Source organism: Streptomyces odonnellii (assembly GCF_000981895.1).
Lineage (GTDB): Bacteria > Actinomycetota > Actinomycetes > Streptomycetales > Streptomycetaceae > Streptomyces > Streptomyces odonnellii.
On sequence record NZ_LATD01000336.1, the window covers coordinates 1 to 14,671 of the forward strand.

Annotated in this window: 16 protein-coding genes and 3 tRNA genes; 14 read left to right on the top strand and 5 right to left on the bottom strand. The window is 69.9% G+C overall.

The features are described from left to right. Nucleotides 1–159: 159 nt before the first annotated feature. Both WH07_RS28215 and WH07_RS28220 read right to left on the bottom strand, forming a co-directional pair. On the bottom strand, nucleotides 160–1,599 hold the full coding sequence (locus tag WH07_RS28215; RefSeq protein ID WP_046505916.1) for an FGGY family carbohydrate kinase: 1,440 nt from the start codon (nucleotides 1,597–1,599) through the stop codon (nucleotides 160–162). 136 nt (nucleotides 1,600–1,735) lie between these two features. After that, entirely contained in the window at nucleotides 1,736–2,035 is a 300-nt protein-coding gene (locus tag WH07_RS28220; protein ID WP_046505919.1) for a hypothetical protein, read from the bottom strand. A 185-nt stretch (nucleotides 2,036–2,220) separates the two neighbouring features. Here WH07_RS28220 and WH07_RS28225 point away from each other — a divergent pair. The 3 genes from WH07_RS28225 (at nucleotide 2,221) to WH07_RS28235 (ending at nucleotide 2,636) form a co-directional block, all read left to right on the top strand. Next, a tRNA-Asn gene (locus tag WH07_RS28225) sits at nucleotides 2,221–2,293 on the top strand. A gap of 5 nt (nucleotides 2,294–2,298) precedes the next feature. Further along, nucleotides 2,299–2,371, top strand: a tRNA-Asn gene (locus WH07_RS28230). A 191-nt stretch (nucleotides 2,372–2,562) separates the two neighbouring features. Then, a tRNA-Ile gene (locus WH07_RS28235) sits at nucleotides 2,563–2,636 on the top strand. A gap of 74 nt (nucleotides 2,637–2,710) precedes the next feature. Here the strand turns inward: WH07_RS28235 and WH07_RS28240 are convergent. From WH07_RS28240 to WH07_RS28250, 3 genes are all read right to left on the bottom strand, one after another. Further along, a complete protein-coding gene (locus WH07_RS28240; RefSeq protein ID WP_046505923.1) occupies nucleotides 2,711–4,282 on the bottom strand; it encodes a site-specific integrase in 1,572 nt (523 codons plus the stop codon). A 74-nt stretch (nucleotides 4,283–4,356) separates the two neighbouring features. Beyond that, nucleotides 4,357–4,830: a hypothetical protein gene (locus WH07_RS28245; RefSeq protein WP_046505925.1), complete on the bottom strand. Its 474-nt coding sequence runs from the start codon at nucleotides 4,828–4,830 to the stop codon at nucleotides 4,357–4,359. A gap of 140 nt (nucleotides 4,831–4,970) precedes the next feature. Then, the gene (locus WH07_RS28250; RefSeq protein ID WP_157877449.1) at nucleotides 4,971–5,369 is read right to left on the bottom strand and encodes an isocitrate/isopropylmalate dehydrogenase family protein; all 399 of its coding nucleotides are present in this window, start codon (nucleotides 5,367–5,369) and stop codon (nucleotides 4,971–4,973) included. Between the two features lie 248 nt (nucleotides 5,370–5,617). Here WH07_RS28250 and WH07_RS28255 point away from each other — a divergent pair, with 248 nt between their 5' ends. From WH07_RS28255 to WH07_RS40525, 11 genes are all read left to right on the top strand, one after another. Beyond that, nucleotides 5,618–5,920 carry a helix-turn-helix domain-containing protein gene (locus WH07_RS28255; RefSeq protein WP_157877450.1) on the top strand — a complete coding sequence of 101 codons (303 nt, stop codon included), beginning with the start codon at nucleotides 5,618–5,620 and terminating at the stop codon, nucleotides 5,918–5,920. After that, nucleotides 5,917–6,210, top strand: a complete 294-nt coding sequence (locus tag WH07_RS28260) for a MerR family transcriptional regulator (RefSeq protein ID WP_046505931.1) — start codon at nucleotides 5,917–5,919, stop codon at nucleotides 6,208–6,210. The genes WH07_RS28255 and WH07_RS28260 overlap by 4 nt, the downstream gene beginning before the upstream one ends. After that, nucleotides 6,207–6,581, top strand: a complete 375-nt coding sequence (locus WH07_RS28265) for a hypothetical protein (protein WP_052744579.1) — start codon at nucleotides 6,207–6,209, stop codon at nucleotides 6,579–6,581. The genes WH07_RS28260 and WH07_RS28265 overlap by 4 nt, the downstream gene beginning before the upstream one ends. Continuing rightward, nucleotides 6,578–6,883 (top strand): hypothetical protein, encoded by a 306-nt coding sequence (locus WH07_RS39990; RefSeq protein WP_046505934.1) that lies wholly within the window; start codon nucleotides 6,578–6,580, stop codon nucleotides 6,881–6,883. The genes WH07_RS28265 and WH07_RS39990 overlap by 4 nt, the downstream gene beginning before the upstream one ends. Beyond that, nucleotides 6,880–9,735 carry a DUF927 domain-containing protein gene (locus tag WH07_RS36410; protein ID WP_052744580.1) on the top strand — a complete coding sequence of 952 codons (2,856 nt, stop codon included), beginning with the start codon at nucleotides 6,880–6,882 and terminating at the stop codon, nucleotides 9,733–9,735. Before WH07_RS39990 ends, WH07_RS36410 begins: the two co-directional genes overlap by 4 nt. A 341-nt stretch (nucleotides 9,736–10,076) precedes the next feature. After that, nucleotides 10,077–11,684, top strand: coding sequence for a DEAD/DEAH box helicase (locus WH07_RS28280; protein ID WP_408645947.1), 1,608 nt, complete (start codon nucleotides 10,077–10,079; stop codon nucleotides 11,682–11,684). A gap of 56 nt (nucleotides 11,685–11,740) precedes the next feature. After that, entirely contained in the window at nucleotides 11,741–12,229 is a 489-nt protein-coding gene (locus tag WH07_RS28285) for an ASCH domain-containing protein (protein ID WP_046505937.1), read from the top strand. 78 nt (nucleotides 12,230–12,307) lie between these two features. Beyond that, nucleotides 12,308–13,333, top strand: a complete 1,026-nt coding sequence (locus WH07_RS28290) for a hypothetical protein (RefSeq protein ID WP_046505939.1) — start codon at nucleotides 12,308–12,310, stop codon at nucleotides 13,331–13,333. Further along, nucleotides 13,330–14,034, top strand: a complete 705-nt coding sequence (locus WH07_RS28295; RefSeq protein WP_052744582.1) for a hypothetical protein — start codon at nucleotides 13,330–13,332, stop codon at nucleotides 14,032–14,034. Before WH07_RS28290 ends, WH07_RS28295 begins: the two co-directional genes overlap by 4 nt. 26 nt (nucleotides 14,035–14,060) lie before the next feature. Next, on the top strand, nucleotides 14,061–14,303 hold the full coding sequence (locus tag WH07_RS28300; protein WP_046505941.1) for a hypothetical protein: 243 nt from the start codon (nucleotides 14,061–14,063) through the stop codon (nucleotides 14,301–14,303). 125 nt (nucleotides 14,304–14,428) lie between these two features. Continuing rightward, entirely contained in the window at nucleotides 14,429–14,596 is a 168-nt protein-coding gene (locus WH07_RS40525; RefSeq protein WP_198533909.1) for a hypothetical protein, read from the top strand. Nucleotides 14,597–14,671: the final 75 nt, after the last annotated feature.

Below are 14,671 nucleotides of genomic sequence, written 5' to 3' on the forward strand. Positions count from 1 at the left end.
GCCCGCCGGGGCGCACGAACCCCTTCGGCCCCGACGCCGGTGCGACCCGCTGGCATTCCCGCGCCCGCGCCACCCACCGGCTCCCCCGCGCCGGCGCCCGCGCCCGTGCCCCGCCGCCCGCGTGCGGGCCGGGGCCGCGCCTCCCGGACCCGGCCCGGCTCAGGCGCCGAAGGCCGCCGGGTGGATCTGTTCGCGGGTGGCCATGTACTGCTGGCGTACCGCCGTGCCGACCGCCGCGTCCTCGCCCGGCTCGAAGACCTGGGCCGCCGCGCCCTGCCAGAGCGGCGGGGTGTGCGGGGCGAGTGTGCCGTGCGCCACACCGAGCGCCCATGCGGCCTGCCGTGCCGCGCCTATCGCCGCGTAGTCGGCGGGCTGCGGTACGACGACCTGCGCCCCGAAGACCGCCGGGGCCAGGGCCTGTACGGCGGGCAGCTCGGCGGCGGCCCCCAGCAGGAACACCCGCCGCACCTCCACCCCGCGCCCGCGCAGTACGTCCATCGCGTCGGCGAGCGAGCACAGCATCCCCTCGAACGCCGCCCGCGCGAGATGCTCCGGCTTCATCGACTCGCGCCGCAGCCCGGTCAGCGTGCCCGCCGTGTGCGGGAGCTGGGGGGTCCGCTCGCCCTCCAGATACGGCAGGAACACCAGCCCCGACGAGCCGGGCGTCGACTTCAGCGCCAGCTCGGACAGTTCGGCGAGATCCTCGGTGCCCAGCAGCTCCGCCGTACCCCGCAGCGCCCTGACGGCGTTCAGCGTGTGCACGACCGGCAGATGCATCCCGGTCGCGTCCGCGAATGACGTGATCAGCCCGGCCGGATCGGCGAGCGCCTCTTGGTGCACGGCCATCACCGAACCCGACGCCCCCAGCGACACCACCGCGTCCCCGACCGCCACACCGAGACCGAAGGCGGCGGCCATGGTCTCGCCGGTCCCGGCCGAGATCAGCAGCCCCTCGGGCGTGGTCCCCGCCGTGTCCGCCGGTCCGAGCACCTCGGGCAGCTCGGCCTGGCGCCCGAGCGCCAGCTCCACGAGATCCGGCCGGTACGAGCCCGTACGCGCCGACCAGTAGCCCGTCCCCGACGCCTCGCCCCGGTCCGTCGTCCGGCGCGCCGGACGCCCGAGGAGCTGCCAGACCAGCCAGTCGTGCGGCTGGAGCACCAGCGCGGTGCGCCGCGCCGCCTCCGGCTCGGTCCGCGCCATCCACCGCAGCTTGGCGACCACCTGCCCCGACTGCGGTACGGAACCGACCGCCTCGGCCCAGGCCTGCCGTCCGCCCAGCGCCTCGGCCAGGTCCGCCGCGGCGACCTGCGCGCGCTTGTCGTTGCCGAGCAGCGCCGGCCGTACGAGATTGCCCTGCTGGTCCAGCGCCACCATGCCGTGCTGCTGCGCCGAGACGCCGATGGCCTGCACACCTTCGAGCAGCCCGCCGGACGCGGCCTCGCCGAGGGAGAGCAGCCAGGCCTGCGGGTCGATCTCGGTGGCCTTCGGGTCGACCGGATGCTGCGCGTAACCCTGCCGCAGCACGGCACCCGTGTCCGCGTCGCAGACCACGACGCGTGTGAACCCGGACGAACTGTCCAACCCGGCGACTATTCCCATGAACCCGATTCTGCCGCACGCGCGACACGTCGGCCGCTGCCGGGACGGCGCTGGGTGTACCGCGGTGTGTACGCGGGCGGGGCCCGGCGGGCGAGCCGCCGGGCCCCGGGGGGCATGTGCTGTCCGCGGGGGACGGTCAGGTGTTGCTCGTACCCCAGTCGTCCTGCCCGTTCTGGCTGCGCTGCCGCAGCGAGCGCACCCGCTGCGCCACGGAGTCCGGCACCCGGTCTCCCATGACGCCGCTCATCGAGTGGTACGCCTTGCCCGCGACCTCGCGTCCGGTCTGCGCGGCGGTCTCGGCGGCGTTGCGCACGGCCGGGTTCTGGGACACCTCGCGTACCGACTTCTTGAGCTGCTCGTAGCGCTCGCGCCCGGCACGCGTGCCGAGCACGTAACCGCAAGCCAGTCCCGCGATGAATGCGAGGCGGTACCGCATGGCTCCACCCTTCCTAGTGTCCGTCTGTGCCTTCCGCCTACCCGTCGGGGCCCGGGATCACCCGAGCTGACACGGGTCGATAGCGATTGGCGGAACACCCCCCTGCTTGCGCTAATGTATGTGTCGCAGCGGACGCGCGCCGCCCGGGGGGACCCCGGTAGGTACGTTCGGTGCACACGCAGCAATCCCCTGTAGCTCAATTGGCAGAGCAGCCGGCTGTTAACCGGCAGGTTACTGGTTCGAGTCCAGTCGGGGGAGCGCGATCCCCTGTAGCTCAATTGGCAGAGCATTCGGCTGTTAACCGGAGGGTTGCTGGTTCGAGTCCAGCCGGGGGAGCAGGAGAGCGGGAAGGGCCCTTCGGGGTCCTTTTTCGTCTGTTCCACAACTGTTCTACGACGTTCCCGGAACCGGGTGGGCCGCGCCGAAGTCCTCAAGGTCAGAGCGATGCCGACCAACCGAGGCAGGAGATCGTATGAGCGGCTATGCTGCGGCAGACGGCGCGCACAAATGTGCGCGACGCGCCGTTAGGGGCGGTAGCTCAGCCGGTTAGAGCAGCGGACTCATAATCCGTCGGTCGTGGGTTCGAGTCCCACCCGCCCCACCGGCGCGAGTGTTCGATGAATCGTTCCCACCTGGCATCCGAGCGCCCCACGTGGTTTAGACCACGTGGGGCGCTCAGTCGTCTACAGGGGCCTGCGTGAGCGGTGCGTGAGCGGGCGTCCCAGACGGCCGCTCACGGCGGGCGCGGGGGACCATAGCTTCGGCATTGCTCGCCACTTCCTTGTCGACCTGGGGCAGAAGACTGGTGTACGTGTCGGACGCTAGCTGAATCGTTCCGTGCCGGAGCGTTTCCTTGATCGTGTGGAGGTCACCTCCACCCGCATGGATCAACGTGGCAGCCACATGGCGCAGGTCCCGGAGGTTGATCGGCGGCAGGTCTGCCTCGCGGTACAGCCGCCGGAAGGTGTCGCTGACCTTCTCCGGGTGCAGCCACGATCCGTCCACGTCCACGAACGCCTTGCCGGTCTCGTACCAGGGGAGTCGGGCCTCTAGCCGCTCGGCGCGCTCGGTGTCCTGCCGGGCGAGATGCTCGGTCAGCACAGCCACCGTGAGCGGCCCGAGTGCGATCGTCGCGGCCGAGTCCTCGGTCTTGGGGTCCTCCTCGACTACGTCCCACCCGTCCTGGATGATCGTCTTCGACACCGTCAGCAGGCCCTTGGCCAGGTCGATGTCCGCCCGATTCTGGCCGACCCCCTCGCCGCGGCGCAGACCCCGGAACGCGATGGTGTGGAACAGGGCATACAGCCGGTCAGACTCGGCGTGGTCCAGGAACTGGCCGGTCTGGGCCGGGGTCCACACCATCACGCCCGACGGCTTCTCGCCGGTCGCCCGCCAGTGGTCTACGCGCTCATCGGTCCAGAGCAGCGCCTTCGGCCGCTTACCGGACGCCAGTTCAACGTGGCTGGCCGGATTGAAGGTGAGCAACTGCCGCGAGATCGCGCTGTTCAGCGCGCTTCGGAGCGTTGCGCGGATGCGCTGCTGCGTCGCCGGTCCAGTGACCCGCCTGTACGGGGGCATCTCCGCGAGCTTCGCCCGCTCCTGGTCCAGGCGCGCCGTCTCGCTGGCCGGCGGCCGGGACCGTTTTCCCCACGTCGCCCGAGCCTGCTGTTCCCGGCGCTGCTGGTTCTCCGCAAGGATCGTCTCGTTCATGTCGGCGATGGCGTCGAACATCTCCACCAAGTGCCCGACGTTCAGCCGGTCCAGCAGCAGATGCCCGATCCGCGGCTTCAGATGGACGGTGATGTGCGAGCCGTAGCCGCGCAGCGTCGACTTCTTCCGCTTCTTCGATGCGTGCCACTCATCGAGCCAGTCGCCCACTGTCAGAGAGCTGACGAGCGGCTGGCCCGCATGGAACCGGCGGCGCGTCTCGGCGAGGCCTGGCAGCGGCGCCTTCTGGTCCTTGCTGACGATCTCCAGAAGGTCACCGATGCGGACCTGGCCCTCGGCGTCGTCCCCGGCGGGCAGCGCGAGCAGAGCGCGCACCTGGTCCAGGACCTTCTGAGCCTCCTTCGCCGACTCGTACCCGGAGCGTGAGAACGAGCGCCGAGTCCCGTCCTCGCGCGCGGGCAGCTCCTGCCGCACCGCGTACACCCCGTGCCTGCGGCTGGTGAGTTGCGGGCATGCTTTGCCCAGTGCTTTCCCGTTGGCGTCGCGGCAGTAGCAGCGACGGTATGTCGAACCCTTCATGTGCTCTCCACCTTCGGCGGTCGCCCTCGTGCTGGAGAACCTGGCCCGTGGGCGACCGCCGTACACGGGCCAGGTCAGTGGGTGTCGGGGCGGTCAGACCAGCGCTGCACCCACAGTCCATCGCCCGTGATCCGGGCGAGGTACGCGTTCATCTCCGCACAGAGCTGGGGAGTGGCGAGGCCCAAACGGATCATCCACACGAACTGGTCCTTCTCCTCCAGCGGCAGGCAGGTGGCCTTGGCGGGGAGTTTCGACGCAGGAACGATCCTCCATTCCACCTGTGCCATCCCGAGCCCCTGGGGAGCCGAGTCGACCCGATCGGGGTCGGCAGGGCTCCATGCCTGAGCCCAGCGGCCCTCGACCCCGAGGATCTGCCGGTGAAAGCCGTTCAGTTCGCGGCACAGCCCGGGATGGGCGTGCCCGTACCGGATGCGCACCGCGATGGCGCCATCCTGCTCGGTGAGGCGGCAGGCTCGGCCGACGGGAATGTTCGTCCCGGGGCCGACCTCGAATTTGACTTCGGTCACCTCGTTGAGCTTCACGTTCATGTCGTTCCCCCACCGCGCCTACCGGCCCGCACATCTGTTCGATAGCGGCGCCGGAGCAATCCGTTCCGCCCCCCGGCGGGGGAACCATCATGCCCAAGAGGTAGTAAAAGCACCAGGGGTTACATGAAAGTAACCGTCCGTCATTCTGTGGCCTCGGGTCGCGCCCGCCATGTCCGCATCAGGTCCCGCACGCGCTCTCGATCGTCCGGGGACATCGCTTCGTAATCGTGGACCATGGCGCGCGTGCTGTCGGACCACATCGTGTCGATGCCGAAGAACTGGCCGCCGGCCGCTTCCTGGATCCTCCATAGGGGCAGCTCCAGGCCCGCTGCCAGCGCCCTCAACTCCGGGAGCTGCGGCGGGATGACAGGGAGATTCCTTTCGAGGCGGCTGATCACCCCGAACTTCCATAGGGGGCCGCGCTCTGGGTCCTCCGGATCGATGCACCGCTCCTCAAGCTTCCGCAGGCTCAGGCCCCGCTCCGTGCGGCGTTCGCGCACAAGGTCGGACAGGTCCGTCCTGGATGGGGAATCAGCCATGGTGATCATCCTGCCACTCCGCTGCCGCTAGGTGTCTATCTAACCGGTGACGCCAAAGGGGAGTTTGGCCAGGTCTAAGGCGACCCTTAGTTCATCCGCATCGACAGATTGTCTATGTGGATGAATGCAGCCCGCTACCCGGGTCTCACCATCTGGCCGAGACGCGCCCCCTCCGGCTGAATACCTGTCAGATCTGTTAATCGAGATAGACAAAACGTCGACCTCATGCCAGGGTTCTGTTCATCGAGGTGAACAGCAGCCGCGAGGTGACGACATTGAGCGAACCCATGTACTACCTGGCCGATCGCGAGGTCCTGCGCATCCTCATGCGCCGCACGGGCACCGGCCAGCCCGCGAGTATCCGTGACCTTGGCGAAGCCGCCGGGGTACACCACAGCACCATCGGCAACCTTCTGACCGGACGGCAGGCGGCCGTAGGGGTGAGCGTGGCGCAGGCCGTTGCGGACCGCATCGGTGTGGACCTCGACCTGCTGTGGATCCGGGACGGACGTACCGCCCGCAGCCTGCGCCGTCAGGCGGTGTCGGCATGACGACGCCGCTCTCCATCGCCGAGATCCTCGACCAGCCCGCGATGGTCCCGCTCTGGCCGACTGTCGGCCGCGCGTTGGGCCTGTCCGAGTCGACCACCTACCAGCTCGGTGCCGAGGGTCGTCTGCCGGTCGAGGTCGTAAGCCTGGGCCGTCGCAAATTTGTGCGGCACGTCGACCTGCTGGCCTGGCTCCACCTGCCCGAGAACAGCGATGCCGCCGGGGGCGCAACCCCGACGGCATCGAGCGAGCACGTCGAAACAGCCGCGAAGCAGATCGGAAGCGCTCGATGAGAACTGTACGAGAAGGCACTGACAACGCACAGTCGATCGGCGCCGTTCCGGTCAACGAGACGCTGGCCAAGGCCCGCGCCGCTGCCGCCGAGATGCTCGTCCACCTGGTCGGCGAGCGCCACCCCCTGTGGCGGGTCGTCATCACCGACAGCGAGTCGCCCACCGGCATCGCCCCGGTGTGCACGGCGCACGACGAGTTCGACCTGCACGACGAGATCCCGATCGAGGGGCACGGACTGGCGCGCGACGAGCAGGGCGTCTACGACTGCTGCCCCGACCCGCAGATGGAGACGGGCTCGCCGCTGACGGCCGCGTATCTGGTCGAGCTACTCAACGCCGACCTCCCCGTTGAGAGCGGGGATGCCGCGTGACGAGCACTGCGGCGGCCGGGGCCTCGACCCCGGCCGCCGGCCCCAACGTCTGCGGTGGCACCCGGGACGCCCCGAGCCGTCCGGCCGCACAACGCGTCGTAGGCGTTCTGTTCGTCGACCTCGACGGCCTGCGCGCCCGGTACCAGTGCCTGCGCCCCGGCTGCCCGCACCGCCGCGAAGGCCCGGCCGCCTCCACCGACCTCGACGAGAACGGCGAACGGATCGGCGTCGGCGGCGTGAAGGCATTCATCGACGGCATCAAGACCCAGCACCTGTCCCAGCACCACGGGGAGAACCGTTGACCGACGCACAGCCCACAGACCTCCGGGCTTCCGCTCGCGAGCTGCACGACGCTGGCCTGTGCGTCCTGCCCATCACCGCTGACGGCACCAAGAAGCCGGCGGTGTCCTGGCTCCAGTACAAGACTCTCCGTACCACGCCGGAGCAGCACGACAGTTGGTTTGGCAGCGACCGCCCCCGCGGCATTGCTGTTGTCTACGGCGCCGTGTCCGGCGGCGTGGAAATGCTGGAGTTCGAGGGCGTCGCGGTGCGCGAGGGCCTGCTTGACGCGGTCACCGAGATCATGGACGGGTCGGGGCTCGGCGATGCCTGGGCCGCGGTCCTCGGCGGCTGGGTCACCGAGTCGCCGTCCGGCGGCCGGCACTACCGCGTCCGTGTCACCGGCGGTGACGTCCCGGGGAACACCAAGCTGGCCAGCAGGCCCGCCCGCGAGGACGAGTACACCGACGCCGAGCGTCAGCGGCTGCGAGAGAAGCCGAACTCTCGCATCGTCCGCGTCCTGATCGAGACGCGGGGGGAGGGTGGCTACGGGCTGGTTGAGCCGTCCTCCGGCACGGTCCACGCCACCGGCCGTCCGTACCTCCGGCTGGCGGGCGGGCCCGGCTCCATCCCAGTCCTCGATGCCGAGACCATGGACGCGATCCGGGCCGTGTGCCGGATGGTGGATCAACTCCCGCAGCCGGAGGCCCCGAAGACCGCGCCTCGCCCATCACCGCCTCGGCAGGACGGCACGTTGCGGCCGGGCGACGACTTCGAGGCACGCGCCTCCTGGGAGGAGATCCTCCGAGGCATCTTCCGCCCGCTCTCCACCCGAGGCAGCGAGACGTACTGGGGATGGGCCGACGGCGTCGGCGGTGCCAAGGCCACGACGGGGAAGGACGAGCACGACCGCCTGTTCGTCTTCACCACGTCCTCGGACTTCGCCCCTGAGGTCCCGTACAGCAAATTCGGCGCCTACGCCCTGCTGAACCACAACGGGGATCACAAGGCCGCCGCCCGGGAGCTGGCCCGCCAGGGCTACGGCAGTCGCCACCTGGCCGCCGTCGGCGCCCGCCCCTCCACCCCCCGACCGGCAACTGACCCCGCAATCTCGGCACCTGATGAAGAGCCCACCGAGGACGAGCAGCAGGACACAGCCCCCTCGCCCGAGGCCGAGAGCGACCCCAATGGGTTCGACTACGCCCTTACGTTCGGTCTGCCTGCTGCCGTGCGCACCCCCTACGACTACCGGCTCACCGGCCGGGGCGTGGAGGTCCTCAGTGCCAGCGGCGAGAACTGGACCCGGGTCACCTTCGCACCCTTGGTCATCACCGCGACGTTCGAGGACCCCGAGGGCGACCAGTACGTCGAGCTGTCGTGGATCGACCGGAGCCTCGGGCGGCCCCGCCGGATCTCCCGCATCGTCAGCCGGGAGACCGCAAAGCGTGGGCGGAAGCTGATCGAGTACCTGGGCAGCGCCGGACTCCCCGCCGTCGAGGGTGACGCGCGCGCCGTCGAGAAGTGGCTGGCAGAGTTCGAGGCCCGCAACGTCGGCCGCATCCCCAGCGAGCAGTTGGCCAGGTGGCTGGGGTGGCAGGACGACGGCACGTTCGTCGCCTCGCCCGAGGACGGCATCAAGGTTGACGTGCCGTTCGAGGAGCAGCGCGGCCCGGCCCGCGCGCACGCCAGGAAGGGCACGCTGGACGGCTGGCGGGACACCGTCGCCCAACTGGCGAACTACCCCGTACCGCGGGTCGCCGTCGCGGCTGCGCTCGCCGCGCCACTGCTCAAGCCGCTCGGTTTGAATTCGTTCACGCTGGACATCTCCAGCAGGTCCACCAAGGGCAAGACGACCGCTCTTCAGTGCGCTTTGTCGGTGTGGGCCGACCCGTCCGAGCACGCCAGCGCCATGTCCAACTGGCGCACGACGCTGTACGCGATCGAGAAGCGGCTCAACCTGGTGCGCGGGATCGTCACCGTCTTCGACGAGACCATGGCCGTCACGGACGACTCCCTCATCGACGAGGTGCTGTACCAGCTCCCGATGAACCACGGGAAGGCTCGCAGCGGTGGGGCGTTCGGCAACATGCTGCCCTGGGAGACGATCCTCCTGTCGTCCGGCGAGAGGCCGGCGCTCTCATTCACCACCAGCCAGGGCGCGGCGGCTCGCATTCTCGGAACGACGATCGCCCCGTTCGGCGACGGCGGTGGCCCGGCAGCCGCAGCGGCCCGGGACGGAGTCCTCACTCACCACGGTCACGCAGGACCGGAGTTCGTCCGCTACATCCTCAGCGGCCTGGCCCAGCCGAATGGTCGCGAGGCGCTGAAGCAGCGTCACCGTCAGTTGACCGAGGAGTTCCGCGGCAGCGGCGACATGACGAACCGGCGCGCGCCTATGGTCGCCGTCCTCGTACTGGCTGAGTCGCTGGCGTGTGGTACCGGGCTGCTGCCGTACGAGCCCCTCGCCCACGATGTGTGGCGCGGCCTGTTCACCGCCCACAACCCGACCGACAACAGGCCGGAGATGGCGTTGGACGTCCTCCGGGAATACGTGGCAGGGCACGCCCACGAGCTGTACAGCGCCTCCCGGGCGGTTATGGGTGAACGTCCGCCGTACTCCGGCTGGTTGGGCGTTCTGTCGACCGACAAGGGCGCTACGGAGGTGGCTCTCCTGCCCGAGCGGGTCCGCAAGGTCCTCGCGGAGGCGGGCTACTCGTTGGACGCCGTGGTCGGCAGCTGGGTCGACTCCGGATACCTGAAGATGCTGAAGAGCCAGCGGCCGGCGCACCTGGTGCCGCGCCGGTTCGACGGTGCCCGTGCGAAGTGCCTGGCCTTCACGGCTTCGGGCATCGGGTTCGGGGACCAGGCGATATGACGGCCGCCGCAAGGGTGGTACGCACCGGGTGCGTACCACCCGCCGCCCACCATAGCCGCAGGTCAACGGCCTTCCACAGGGTCAATCCGGGGCGGTACGCAGACGCCAGGAAATGGCACCCCTCGGGCATGCGGGCGTGTGCACGCGTGCGCGTGCGGGCGCGCGGGCGCGTGCACGCACATCGATCCCTGTGTGTTCCTGCGTACCTGCGTACCACCAGCTCTAGAGAGAGACATGAGAGCAGCTCAGAGGCGCTTTCGCCCCGGTACGCAGCCGGTACGCAGCCGGTACGCAGTGCGTACCGCCATCCTCCCTCTCCACCCCAAAACGAGGTGACCCTCTTGTCCGAGACCTTCACCCCGCGTCCGTACCAGACCGACGCGATCCACGCCCTGACCGCCGGCTGGCAGAGTGAGCAGAACCGTTTGGCGGTCGTCCTCCCGACGGGCGCCGGTAAGACCGTGGTGTTCGCCAACCTGATCAAGGGCATGCGGGAACAGCTCGGCCGGAAGCGCGCCCTGGTCATAGCCCACCGCGAGGAACTCATCGAGCAGGCCGCCGCGAAGATCCGCGCCGTCTGCCCGGACCTGAAAGTCGGCATCGTCAAGGCCGAGCGGAACCACCACCGGTTCATGGACGTGGTGGTCGCCAGTGTCCAGACCCTGGCCGTGAAGCGGCGCCGCGAGGCCATCCAGGACATCGGGATGATCGTGGTGGATGAGTGCCACCACGCCGCAGCAGCCACGTACCGCACGGTCCTTGAGCACTTCGGCGCCTGGCGCGGCGTGCCCACCGCGGGGTTCACCGCGACCATGACCCGGGGGGACGGGGACCTCGGCGCTATCTGGCAGAAGGTCGTCTACACGCTGGACATCCTCGACATGATCCGGGACGGGTACCTCTGCGACGTCACCGGCAAGCGCGTCGTGGTGGAGGGCCTGGATCTGGACAAGGTCAAGTCCCGTGCCGGCGACCTTCAGGACGGGCAGCTCGGCCAGGCCCTCGACGACTCGGGGGCAGCTGGAGTCGTCGCCAGCGCGTACAAGGACTTCGCGTCCGACCGGCCAGGCGTGGTCTTCACACCGACCGTCGCCACCGCGCAGTCGATGACGGCCGCGCTAAAAGCCGCGGGGATCCCGGCCGCCACGGTCTGGGGCGACATGCCGAGGGACGAGCGGGCCCAGGCGCTGAAGCGGTACGAGGCAGGCGACGTCCAAGTCCTCAGCAACTGCATGGTCTTGACGGAGGGCTTCGACGCGCCGTGGACGAGCTGCGTGGTGATCGCCCGGCCGACCAAGTCCGCCGGCCTCTACTGCCAGATGGCGGGCCGCGGGCTCCGGCTCCACCCCGGCAAGGAGAACGCGCTGATCCTGGACGTGATGGGCGCCTCCACCCGCCACAAGCTCGCGTCCATCGTGGACCTCACCGCGAAGGAGATCAGCGAGCCAAGCGAGAGCCGTTCGCTCCGGGAGCTGGCGGACGACGCGGCCCAGGCCGCCGCGTTCGCCGCTGCGGAGTGGGAGGACATCGACCTGTTCCACCAGTCGCCGATCCGCTGGCTGCGTACGGACGGCGGAACCTGGTTCGTACCGATGACGAAGTCGGTGTTCCTGTTCCTGATGCGCGGCAGCGAGCCCGGCCTGTACCGGGTGCGCCGCTGGGACGCGGGCATGGGCGTACGGCCGCCACAGCCGGACCCGGAGGCCCCGCTCGCCGAGGCGATGCGCTGGACGGAGGAACAGGCCCGACGGTTGGTCCGGCCGGCATATCTGAGCCGGGAGGCCAGCTACCGGACGAGGCCACCGAGCAGCGCGCAGCGCTCCTGGTGCCGGTTCAAGAGGGTCTCGATCCCGCCCGGCAGCACGGCCGGCGATGTCTCGGACCTGATGGACATTTACACCGCCAGCCTCGCGCTCCGCGGCTACCGAACCACCCGCCGCGCCGCCTGAATCGCCAGGACTGGCCGGACCGGCAATCCCTGTCCCGTCCGCACGAAGGAGAGAACATGCTCACCGCACGCGACACCGTTCGAGGGCTCACCATCAGGCAGCCCTGGGCCTTCGCCATCGCCGAAGGCTTCAAGACCATCGAGAACCGATCCCGCCGGACTAACTACCGCGGCCAGCTCCTGATCCACGCCGGGCGCGCACTCGACAACTCGGTCCCGATCGTCCGCTACAGCCGAGACGCTGCCATCCGCCTCGACCAGCTCGGCGGTAGCCACAACTTCTGGGACGCCCGCGCTCGCATTCCCAGCAGCGTCTACCGCGGCCCCCACCCCACACTCGCCCTCTCCGGCGTGATCGCCACCGCACGCCTTGCTGGCTGCCACGAGGCCGCAGACGGATGCTGCGCCCCCTGGGGATTCCCCGGTCAGTGGCACTGGGAGCTTGCCGACATCCGCCAACTGACCCAGGCCGTTCCTCGCGCCGGGGCCCTGGGGCTGTGGAAGCCCGACCCCAGCCTGCTGGCCGCCCTCGACCCCACCCCGTGACACGCGACGGCCGCCCCTGCCCGAAACAGGGCCGGCCCGCTCCCCATCCCACCACTGCACCAGGAAGGACCAAGCCGCATGAAGCGCCACACCGCAGACAGCATCACCGACGACGCCCTGGACCAGCTGTACGAGAACGCCACCCGAGGCTGGCGCCGAGGGGACAGGTGGAAGGCGAAGGCCGAGCAGCTCGCCGCCGAGCGGGACCAAGCGGTGGCCGCCACAGTTGAACGCATCCGTGTGGCCGTCCGTCGTCTTGCCGCACACGCAGTTGGGTTCAGGGACGTCCTCGATGAGTCTGACCATGGTCCGTGGGGTAAGACGGTCGCCGCCGATATCGCCGAGCTGCGTCGGTTGGCCGACGAGGCGCAGCAGCCCACCGCCGGGGAGCAGCCCGGCACCGGGCCCGTGCCCTGTGGCGCCGAGGCCCTGACTGTCGGGTGGCACTACGCACACGACTGGGAGCCGCAGCCCGGCATGACTCCGGTCCACTGCCCTGGTACCGGAGGCACCCGGCCCGTGCCCGACACCGAGCGGCGCGAGCGGTACGCGGCGGCGATCACCGCGACCAGCGGGTGGGTCCTGGACGGCGGACAGCACATGGTCGACGCGGTCATAGCCGTGGCGGACGAGGAGCTTGCCGACGTGGCCGCCGAACGGGACGCTCTCCTCGCGGAACTTGGCGGCCGTCACGATGAGGCTCGCGAGCGGTGGATCCAGAAGCAGCTAGACGAGACTGGCATCCGGGCCATGGACTTCCGCAACGGCGCCGAGATGGAACTCGAACCGGCCCGTGAACTCCTCGCGCACTGGGTCGCTGCCGCCCGCACGATGCTCGGCGACGCACCCAACTACACCGAGACCAAGGTGGCCATGGACATCAAGGTTGCCGAGTCCCCCGAGACATACACGCTGGTGGTGCAGCGGCACGCGCCTGGCGCGCTCACTCCACACGAGGCTCGGGCCAAGGCCGAAGCCGAGCTGGAGCGCGCCGAGGCCGCCATCGCACGGGCGCGGAAGCTCGCCACCCAGTGGGCGGTGCTACGCACCCACGGTGGCGCCGCCTACGAGCTGCGCAAGGTACTGGACCAGGAGGCCGAGTGACTGCCTGCCAGTTCTGCGAGCGGGGCATCGAATCCGGCTACCTCTGCGGTGGGTGCCGCCGGGCGACGGCCGCCCGTCTCGACCGGATGTCGAAGCTGTGGTCCGCGCTCGCCGCGTTCCTCCCGCCCGGCGGCCGGGCCACCACCCAGTACGGGCGTACCCGCGCGTCCGAGGCACCCCTGCCCGTCGCTGAGGAGCCGCTGAGCCTGCGCGGCCCGGGCGGGATCGTCGGGGTGCTGGAGAGCTGGCGTACGGCCCTGCACGCCGACCGGGGATGGGCAGAGCCGGTGGTGTGCGTCGGGATCGGCGACCGAGTCACGGCCGCCGCCAACGCGCTGGTGATGAGCATGGAGTGGATCGCCACCGAGTGGCCGGCGTCCGGCGACATGGCGCGAGAGGTCCAGGAGCTGGAGCGGGCGGCGGTCTCGGTCGTGGACGCGCCGGATCCGGCGAAGCGTCCGGTCCAGATCGGACCGTGCCCGGCCCTGGTGGACGGCGGGAAGCCGTGCGGGGCGCTGCTGCGGTACTTCCCGGGCGACCCGGACGTGCGGTGCCGGTGGTGCCTGGCGTCGTGGCCGGTCACCTGGGAGGCGTTGGCCCGGGTGAAGGGCTGGATGGACGAGGACGCGACGGACGGCGATCCACAGCAGGAAAGCCCTTCTGCGGACAACGAGTTGAGTGGCTGCCAACCTTGCGCCTAACCCCCGGGTTAGATATGGTTTCCGCGATGGACACGAAGCCCTGGAAGGACCGGGTCCGCGAGGAAGAACAGCTGTTGGAGCAGCTGAACAAACTCGCATCCGAGTCCGCCACACGACGAGCGCAGGCCCTGCGCGAAGGCGTGGCACAAACCGGATCCATCGCGGAAGTCGCACGAGAACTCGGCAAGAGCTGGAACGCGGTCTACAACGCGCTCAAGAAGCAAGACAGCAAGAAGGCGCCCGGGAAGCCGGACGCCACAACCGAATAAGGGGCCGGGCAACAGCTCCCGGTGGTGTTGGAGCACCGCCAGGGCGATCGCATCGCCCGACCCCAACGCCTTCGACCGGTTCGCGCCGATCGAACACTTGCCCACGAGAGAGATGGAAGCTCCTCATGGACCACCTGCACTTTACTGGCGTGCGCCCGAACGTCGCGCCCCCGCCCGACCGGCGTCTGATCGCCGTCGGGTCGATCACCCGCCGCGGCGGCCGTACCGCCATCGTCCGCGCCACCGAGGCCGGCGTCACCGGCTCGATCCGCCCGGCTGGCGGCGCGCGGTGAACGACACCCCCACCCCGGCCCCGCCCAGCGACGAGGCCCGCGAGATCCTCCTCGCCATCGCCTAGCCCACCAGAC

Excerpts from the sequence above, each read along its gene's own strand:
- WH07_RS28215 (WP_046505916.1), bottom strand. The coding sequence starts at position 1,599 with ATGGGAATAGTCGCCGGGTTGGACAGTTCGTCCGGGTTCACACGCGTC.
- WH07_RS28245 (WP_046505925.1), bottom strand. The coding sequence starts at position 4,830 with ATGAACGTGAAGCTCAACGAGGTGACCGAAGTCAAATTCGAGGTCGGC.
- WH07_RS28290 (WP_046505939.1), top strand. The coding sequence starts at position 12,308 with ATGAAGCGCCACACCGCAGACAGCATCACCGACGACGCCCTGGACCAG.
- WH07_RS28240 (WP_046505923.1), bottom strand. The coding sequence starts at position 4,282 with ATGAAGGGTTCGACATACCGTCGCTGCTACTGCCGCGACGCCAACGGG.
- WH07_RS28285 (WP_046505937.1), top strand. The coding sequence starts at position 11,741 with ATGCTCACCGCACGCGACACCGTTCGAGGGCTCACCATCAGGCAGCCC.
- WH07_RS28250 (WP_157877449.1), bottom strand. The coding sequence starts at position 5,369 with ATGGCTGATTCCCCATCCAGGACGGACCTGTCCGACCTTGTGCGCGAA.
- WH07_RS28300 (WP_046505941.1), top strand. The coding sequence starts at position 14,061 with ATGGACACGAAGCCCTGGAAGGACCGGGTCCGCGAGGAAGAACAGCTG.
- WH07_RS28265 (WP_052744579.1), top strand. The coding sequence starts at position 6,207 with ATGAGAACTGTACGAGAAGGCACTGACAACGCACAGTCGATCGGCGCC.
- WH07_RS40525 (WP_198533909.1), top strand. The coding sequence starts at position 14,429 with ATGGACCACCTGCACTTTACTGGCGTGCGCCCGAACGTCGCGCCCCCG.
- WH07_RS28260 (WP_046505931.1), top strand. The coding sequence starts at position 5,917 with ATGACGACGCCGCTCTCCATCGCCGAGATCCTCGACCAGCCCGCGATG.
- WH07_RS28220 (WP_046505919.1), bottom strand. The coding sequence starts at position 2,035 with ATGCGGTACCGCCTCGCATTCATCGCGGGACTGGCTTGCGGTTACGTG.